Source organism: Acinetobacter modestus, from assembly GCF_014636095.1.
GTDB lineage: Bacteria > Pseudomonadota > Gammaproteobacteria > Pseudomonadales > Moraxellaceae > Acinetobacter > Acinetobacter modestus.
This window is the reverse complement of record NZ_BMDV01000009.1, coordinates 88116-95599: the sequence shown is the minus strand read 5'-3', so window position 1 is coordinate 95599 and position 7484 is coordinate 88116. Positions and strand designations below refer to the sequence as shown.

Annotated in this window: 10 protein-coding genes; 5 read left to right on the top strand and 5 right to left on the bottom strand. The window is 37.4% G+C overall.

The features are described from left to right. The first annotated feature begins 181 nt into the window (after positions 1-181). The 3 genes from IEV17_RS15820 to cysK all read left to right on the top strand — a co-directional run bounded on the left by IEV17_RS15820 (position 182) and on the right by cysK (position 2565). Positions 182-682, top strand: a complete 501-nt coding sequence (locus tag IEV17_RS15820; protein ID WP_004659518.1) for a hypothetical protein — start codon at positions 182-184, stop codon at positions 680-682. 112 nt (positions 683-794) lie between these two features. Beyond that, the gene (locus tag IEV17_RS15815) at positions 795-1454 is read left to right on the top strand and encodes a hypothetical protein (RefSeq protein ID WP_004659517.1); all 660 of its coding nucleotides are present in this window, start codon (positions 795-797) and stop codon (positions 1452-1454) included. 109 nt (positions 1455-1563) lie between these two features. Beyond that, the gene (gene cysK, locus IEV17_RS15810) at positions 1564-2565 is read left to right on the top strand and encodes a cysteine synthase A (RefSeq protein ID WP_004659515.1); all 1002 of its coding nucleotides are present in this window, start codon (positions 1564-1566) and stop codon (positions 2563-2565) included. 61 nt (positions 2566-2626) lie between these two features. Here cysK and IEV17_RS15805 read toward each other — a convergent pair whose 3' ends face one another. From IEV17_RS15805 to IEV17_RS15785, 5 genes are all read right to left on the bottom strand, one after another. Beyond that, positions 2627-3106 (bottom strand): lytic transglycosylase domain-containing protein, encoded by a 480-nt coding sequence (locus IEV17_RS15805; RefSeq protein ID WP_188363588.1) that lies wholly within the window; start codon positions 3104-3106, stop codon positions 2627-2629. Between the two features lie 399 nt (positions 3107-3505). Further along, the gene (locus IEV17_RS15800; protein WP_004659512.1) at positions 3506-4069 is read right to left on the bottom strand and encodes a lytic transglycosylase domain-containing protein; all 564 of its coding nucleotides are present in this window, start codon (positions 4067-4069) and stop codon (positions 3506-3508) included. Positions 4070-4257: 188 nt separating this feature from the next. Further along, positions 4258-4488: a DUF2798 domain-containing protein gene (locus IEV17_RS15795; RefSeq protein WP_004659510.1), complete on the bottom strand. Its 231-nt coding sequence runs from the start codon at positions 4486-4488 to the stop codon at positions 4258-4260. A gap of 4 nt (positions 4489-4492) precedes the next feature. After that, positions 4493-5056, bottom strand: coding sequence for a flavodoxin family protein (locus tag IEV17_RS15790; protein ID WP_004659509.1), 564 nt, complete (start codon positions 5054-5056; stop codon positions 4493-4495). 10 nt (positions 5057-5066) lie between these two features. Next, entirely contained in the window at positions 5067-5558 is a 492-nt protein-coding gene (locus IEV17_RS15785) for a DUF2938 domain-containing protein (protein WP_004659507.1), read from the bottom strand. An 81-nt stretch (positions 5559-5639) separates the two neighbouring features. Between IEV17_RS15785 and IEV17_RS15780 the strand changes: the two genes are divergently transcribed. Both IEV17_RS15780 and IEV17_RS15775 read left to right on the top strand, forming a co-directional pair. Continuing rightward, on the top strand, positions 5640-6044 hold the full coding sequence (locus IEV17_RS15780; RefSeq protein ID WP_004659505.1) for a helix-turn-helix domain-containing protein: 405 nt from the start codon (positions 5640-5642) through the stop codon (positions 6042-6044). A gap of 116 nt (positions 6045-6160) precedes the next feature. Further along, positions 6161-7414, top strand: coding sequence for an esterase-like activity of phytase family protein (locus IEV17_RS15775; RefSeq protein ID WP_004659502.1), 1254 nt, complete (start codon positions 6161-6163; stop codon positions 7412-7414). Positions 7415-7484 lie beyond the last annotated feature (70 nt).

Genomic DNA, 7484 nt, shown 5'->3' with positions numbered 1-7484 from the left:
GTGGCGTTTGCCATGTGAGAGTAAGTCATCGCCAGCTTTTAAATACTAAACACCCCCTCCGCTAATGCAGAGGGGGTGTTTTTTATCGAGGGGAGAAATATAGTGGAATAAGAAAAAATATTGTACATAGTTGTAGTATATTTCGCCCATATATGAAACAAATAGTATTTAAAGAGCAAATATGGTTTATAAATTAAGTGATCAGTTAGATCATATAGGTAATTCCCAGTATATTTTTAAAGCTTATAATGAATATTTAAGAGAAAATCGAAATAAATTACCAACGAGTGTTCTAGATCTGATTGCTTCCGAGCAGTGGCATGGCGGAAGTGGCTCAACGGCTCCATATTGTTGTGAGTTACAGAATATTGAGATCATTGATTTTGGAAAAGAAACAGCTCATCTTATCCTTACATTAATTAAGAAAGACCATAGAGACTATAAAGAAAAGCCTTTTCGACTTAAATTGATTTATCAAGGTTTGCTAGAACTCAATATTTCTCATCAAAAAGATATCTCAGTAAATCCCTTTATGTGGCGTTATGATGAGTTTTTATTTTTTGATCCATGGAGTGGTTATGAACATAATGAGAAAATGTTCACTCATAATATTGAATGGGTAGGGAAATATATCTGGTCGATTACAGCAAAAGACTTAATTGCTACTTGGGAAGAGCTATAAAAATTGAGAAAGCTATTTATTTGTATTTAAAGCAAACCGTATCTTATGATTGAAATGCTGATCAATATCAAGATTTGGATTATTTATAATTAAGAGAGAAATAATTAAAACTATGGACCTACTGCAAGCAGATTTAAGTGATTTGTCAGAGCCAATGGCTGAGATGTTAAAGAAGCAGGGAGCTAAGGAAACGTTTGATTGGTTAATTGATATTTTAATCCAACAAAGTCCAGCCCTTAGATCATCTAACTCTAAATTATTAGCATATACAGGTTGTTCTGAAGCTATTGATTGGATTGAAAATAATATTGAATCTCCATTGTCAACTCATTGGGGAGAGGGTGCTGCTTTATTGGGAGTGCCTTGGAGTAAAGTAAAAGAGTGGTTAGGTTCCGATAAAAACAAAAAGATAATGGCTTTAGACACTTTATATACATATAGATTACCAGCTCAGAATATGGCACCACTGACACAAATTATAGCTCCAGTACTTGAAGGTGCTCCCTCGTTAGAGGAGTTTGAATTAACTCTAGATTTACTATTAGAGCAAGGAGCTAATCCAAGAATGCACCAAATGGTTGAAGCAATAAAAAACCATGCTTTAGAGATACTTACACCTAGAGAAAGAGGGGTTTTAGTTAGAGATCTACCAAAACTTTTTCTCGACCCTGAAGATTTTCATGGCTCTGAAACAGTTTTAGTACGTCATAAAAATGTGTTATCTAGTATGCGAGAGACACTTAATAATATTGTGAATAATTTTAAGCATTAGAATAAAGCTAAGTATTTAATCTGAAGTACTAAAGTTTTTCCACTATCATCATGAGTGCAGCCAGTTTTATAATGCTTAAGAATCATTCCAAATCTAATAAGGAAATAAAATGTCGACTGATCAGCAATTTCCAACGCCTGCCAACTTAGGTATAGCAGTTTACTCGAATAATGCAGAAGCGATAGGCAATACACCCTTAGTTCGTATCAATCGTTTGATTAAATCAGATGCTACAGTATTGGCAAAAGTTGAAAGCCGCAATCCTGCATTTTCAGTAAAATGCCGTATTGGTGCAGCGTTGATTGCGGATGCGGAAAAACGTGGTGTACTTAAAACGGGTATGCATATTGTTGAACCGACTAGTGGTAATACAGGTATTGCTTTAGCATTTGTTGCAGCGGCAAAAGGTTATCCTATTACCTTAACCATGCCCGCAAGTATGAGCTTAGAGCGCAGAAAAGTATTAAAAGCTTTAGGGGCGAATTTGGTTTTGACCGAGCCTGCTAAGGGCATGAAAGGTGCGGTGGATGAAGCTGTTCGTTTAGCCACTGAAAATCCTGAGCTTTATTTCCTACCACAACAGTTTGAAAACCCAGCCAACCCTCAAATTCATGTTGATACGACTGGTCCTGAAATTTGGCAGGCAACCAATGGACAAGTTGATATTCTAGTTGCGGGTGTTGGTACTGGCGGGACAATTACAGGAATTTCACGTTATTTTGAGCAAGTTCAGAATCAGCCAATTTATTCTGTTGCAGTTGAACCCGCTGAATCTCCAATCATTACCCAAACTAAAAATGGTGAAAGCATCACGCCAGCACCGCATAAAATTCAGGGGATTGGTGCGAATTTTATTCCTAAAAACGTAGACTTAGACTTGGTCGATGAAGTGTTGCCAGTGAATAGTGCGGATGCGATTGAGTGGGCAAGAAAGTGTGCAACGCAAGAAGGGATATTAGTGGGTATTTCAAGCGGTGCAGCATTGGCGGCGGCGGCACAAATTGCTAAACGCCCTGAAAATGCAGGCAAAACGATTGTTGTAATTTTACCTGATAGTGGTGAGCGTTATTTGTCTTCGGTGTTATTTGAAGGTTTGTTTGACGAAGCGTAATTTCATTATTTAGCCAATAAAAACCATGCTTAAGAGCATGGTTTTTTATTTACTCTTTATTTTATAGGGCTTTTTTTAAGATTTTTTCATGACGTTTTACTGAACGAGCATACTTTTTACCTTTATGGCGTGTCCAAAAACTCCGTTCATAACCTGATGGCCCAACATTATAATACGCTACGGCTTTTGACCAGCTGCCAGCTGATTTATAATAGGTTGATAGGATATATGCACCGCAATTAATATTAGTATTTTCATCATAAAGATTGCCAGGACAAGACTGGCGCCAATGAGTCGAAACTATTTGAGTTAAACCGATCGCACCTGTAGGGGAGCGTGCTGAACTATTATAATTTGATTCTTGGCGAATGAGCGCAGCGAGTAAAGTGGGTGATACATCATAACGCTCTGCATTTTGCACGATCATTGGGGATAAGCGATTTGCTGTATTTGGAGAAACAGAATAGGCTGTTTGTAGTCCAGATGATAACTGAGTAGAGCGATTGGCGAATGATCCGCTTAAACTGCTACACGCAGCCATACTGATTGCAATCACGATCAAGCCTAGCTTTACAGTAAATCCATATAGATTTTTTATAAGTTTGTTGTGGTCTTTATGAATGAATATGCGTTGCAAAATAATAAACCGTTCCGATGAAGTTAGATGGATGGTATTAACCACGAATAGATGAGTCAATAATAGTTACTTTATGATCATGTGAATATCTCTTTATCAATAGAAAAAGCCCCGACATCCTGTCGAGGCTTTTTCATATTTGGTTTCTTGCCGTTAATTCCTGTCAACGACCACATCCTGTGTTTCTTGTTGTTCTGAATGAGACATCCTATCTCTTTATGATTCATATCATAGATAATTAAACTTTAGTCGTATATTCGCTAATTACCCCAACTCGCGTACGTTTAAACGTACATGATGCAACTATAGTGCTTCCTTTAATGTTTTTTCATGGCGTTTTACTGAATTTGCATATCGATGTGCTTGATTCCTCATATAAACACTGTTTTTGTAACCTGTAGGGCCAACATTATAGTAGCCTAATGCCGTCATCCAATCTCCAGTTGCTTGATAGTATTTGGCGAGAATGTAAGCTCCACAATTAATATTAATTTGTTCATCATAAAGATTGCCTAAACAAGTTTGTTGCCAAAACTTGGGACGAACTTGGGTCAAGCCAACAGCGTCGGCTGAAGATGTTGCATTTGTAATATAGCTTGATTCTTGTCGAATTAATGCGGCAAGTAAATGTGGAGAAATATTATAAGATTCAGCACTTTGCAAAATCATTGGAGCAACACGATTTGCAGTTGTCGGGTGAACTGAAAAAGCGTTTTGAATGCCATTTGAAAATTGCTGAGTGTGATTGATGGTGGCTACTTTTGTATGTGTACAAGCCGCAGTTATACAGCTGCTAAATAGAATAATACACAAGTTAATGAAGGTGGTTTTAGATAAAGAAAAGTGAAAGAAATTTTGAGTCATCATTGAGCGGAAAGGTGATCCATCATATAAAAGCTAGCGGATAATAGAAAACAGGTTGTTTTAGATCAATAATGCTTAGTTGGCAAAAAGGTTTGCTTTTTATATCTCAGACTTGACTCAATCCTTTAGAGCAAGCTTCAACATTAGGTCAAAGCTTGTCTATTTGATTAGATTCATCAACTCGCTATAGATTAGTGCCTTAATTTTGCAGTTTTAATAATCCAAGCAACCAGTTTTTGGGCAATAGGTGCACAAATTAATACACTTGGAAAGGCAAACATCCATGCGATGATCCATGCTGACATCCACATTGAAAAGAAATGATTGACCAATCCCACTGCTTTAAAGGTCGTGATGCCTGAGATGATGAATGACATCATACAAGACAAAATAAGTGGAAATAGTAATGTGGCTGCTTTCACTGGATCACCTCTGAATTGTATTTAACTGCACAGCAAAGTTTTGCCCGAATAACCGAGCGGTTTTAATATTACCGAAATCAAAAGCATTTGCTGCGCTAGCATGTTCTGCTTGTGCCATAAGTCCAGACCAAGATCCTAGACGATTTGCAGCTTCTGTATAAGCAATTCCTTGATGCTGTTCAGGTAAAATCGGATTACCCATCCATAACATTCCGTGTTGCATACAAAAAGTAAAAAGTGAAATCAACGTTGACTGTTTATCGCCTGCAGGGAGTGATGAAACGGTGAATCCTGCTGCTAGTTTGCCTGTAAGACTCTGTTTTTTCCATAAACCTCCTGTCATATCCATTAATTGTTTCAATGTGCCTGAAACGCCACCTAAATATGTCGGACTTCCCCAAATGAGTCCATCATATTGTATGAGAGGCTCTGGTTTAGACATCAATGATTCAGCAGTAAATAAATCGATTTCTATACCCTTGATTTTTGCAGCGCCGATTTGGATTTGTTCGGCGATAAATTGCGTATGTCCCTGACGGCTATGATAAATAATTGCGATCGTTTTCATGATTCAGTTCTCAATTAAAAAAATTTAATAATTTAGCGGTGAGGAATAACCCAAATCCGAAGATACTGTGATTAATCAAACTCTTAATACGATTGATAAAAGGGTGTGGTGTTTTAGATGCAGCCATACCAGAACCCATTGCGGGTTGCATAATCAAGAAAGGAATCAAAACCGTAATGACACCAAATAAGAGTGCAGGTAATAATTGCGGTTGTGAGAGCCAATTTTGTCCAACGATCAAAATAAAGCTGAAAGCAAAAATAATTCCAACACTGTAGTGTGCAACCCAACCGAGTAGAGCTTCATGTCGAATTTCAGGACTACGAGCAATTGATTTATGTTGAATTTTTCCACGAAAAATCCACCCGATCCATCGACCAAGTAAGGCAAAATTTAAGCTTGGGATATTGAATTTTTTTAATATCAATAACCAAAGATCCATGATCAGTGTTGCACCAATTCCGAGACTCAAAATGCAGAGTAATATTTTAAAAATATTCATTTCACCACCTTGATCTTTTCCAAATAAAAGTTGATAAATTTATTGTGCAAGTTAAAGTCAACTTTAAGTCAAGAGGTATTTATGGATATTGGTGAAGTTTCAAAAAGAGCACATGTCACAACATCTGCATTGCGCTTTTATGAAGAGAAAGGATTGATCAAATCGATAGGACGACATGGTTTGCGGCGACAGTATGGAAAGCAGGTATTAGATCAATTGGCTTTAATTGCATTAGGTCGAGCAGCTGGTTTTTCTCTGGATGAGATTGCAAGTATGTTTGGACAAGATGGGAAACCTGAACTTGATCGGAAAATGTTGAAAGACAAAGCTGAACAATTAGAACAGATGACAAGACGTTTACATTTTATCAGTGAGGGACTAAAGCATGCTGCAGTATGCCCAGCAGAGAATCATATGCAGTGTCCAACCTTTCAAAATTTTTTAAAAGCAGCGATTTCAGGCGAATATCATCCCACTAAGTTATAGGGAGGACACACTCTAAGGAAATGTCATCATTTCGCCATAAAGATTTCATTTTATTGCAGTCAAAGCGTCATCAAAAATTGATTAAATTTTTCTAATTTTACCAAACGTATAAAATTATGAACAAGAAAATTTTAGTGATGCTTTTGTGTTGTACTGCTTTAGTTTTAAGTGCCTGTAATGATGATAATCATCAAGATCAAACGACTTCTACAGATAAAGTTACTGAACCAACGCTTATCGCTTTTGCCAAACTTCCTGTAGCAACCTATGCGGCAGGACCTGATTCTGGTAAAGCAGTGAGTGGTGCGAATGGTATTTATCCTCCATTTAAAGGGCAACCTGTGCAGGGCTTCTCTGCTGCTTTAAAAAATGATGATGATAGTTACATGGCGATGGCAGATAATGGCTTTGGTACACAAGACAATTCCGCTGATTTCTTATTACGCATTTATAAGATAAAAGCTGACTTTAGAACCAAAACCAAGGGCACAGGGCAGGTTACTGTACAAAGCTTTATTCAGTTACGTGATCCTAATAAACGTATTTCTTTTGAGATCGTGAATGGAAATACCGCAGACCGCTTGTTGACGGGAGCGGATTTTGATCCTGAATCGATGCAACGTGCGGCAGATGGGACGTATTGGATTGGGGATGAATTTGGTCCTTATCTGTTACATTTTTCTGCACAGGGAATATTGTTAGATGCACCTATTCCACTACCAAATCCATTGAATTCAACGCAAGAATTGCGTTCACCACAAAACCAGTTCAATAAAGCCAATATCAACTATGTTGAACCTTTAGTCCAACGAAGTGGTGGTTTTGAAGGTATGGCCATTTCACCTGATGGTAAATATTTATATCCATTGCTTGAAAAACCTTTGGTGAATGATGCTACAGGACAACTTTTAATCTCTCAATTTGATCTACAGAAAAAAGCATATACTGGACAATACTATTGGTTTGCTTTGAACAGTAAAGCCACCAACATTGGTGATTTCCAATTATTTAATGATAAAGAAGGTATCATCATTGAACGTGATGCAAGTCAAAATAATTTAGGCGGTTATAAGAAGCTGATTCGTGTAAAATTTAACGAACCGAAACAAGCGGTTGCACGTGAAGATCTCGTCGATTTAATCAAAATATCTAATCCGAATGCTCTTTTTGGTACAGTACGAGAAGGAGATATTGGCACAGGTTCTGTCTTTGCTTTCCCATTTGAAACCATTGAAGATGTGATTATTGAAAATGGTACAACGTTGACTGTATTGAATGACAATAACTTCCCAGGATCATCAGGACGCAATGCGAAACAAGCTGATGATAATGAAATTATTCAAATCCGTTTACCAAAAGCATTATTTTAAACGTCGGGTAAAATTAGCCGAAATGATCATTCCGCATTTTGGCTGAAAGCGTATACTGTTCAGGCATAAG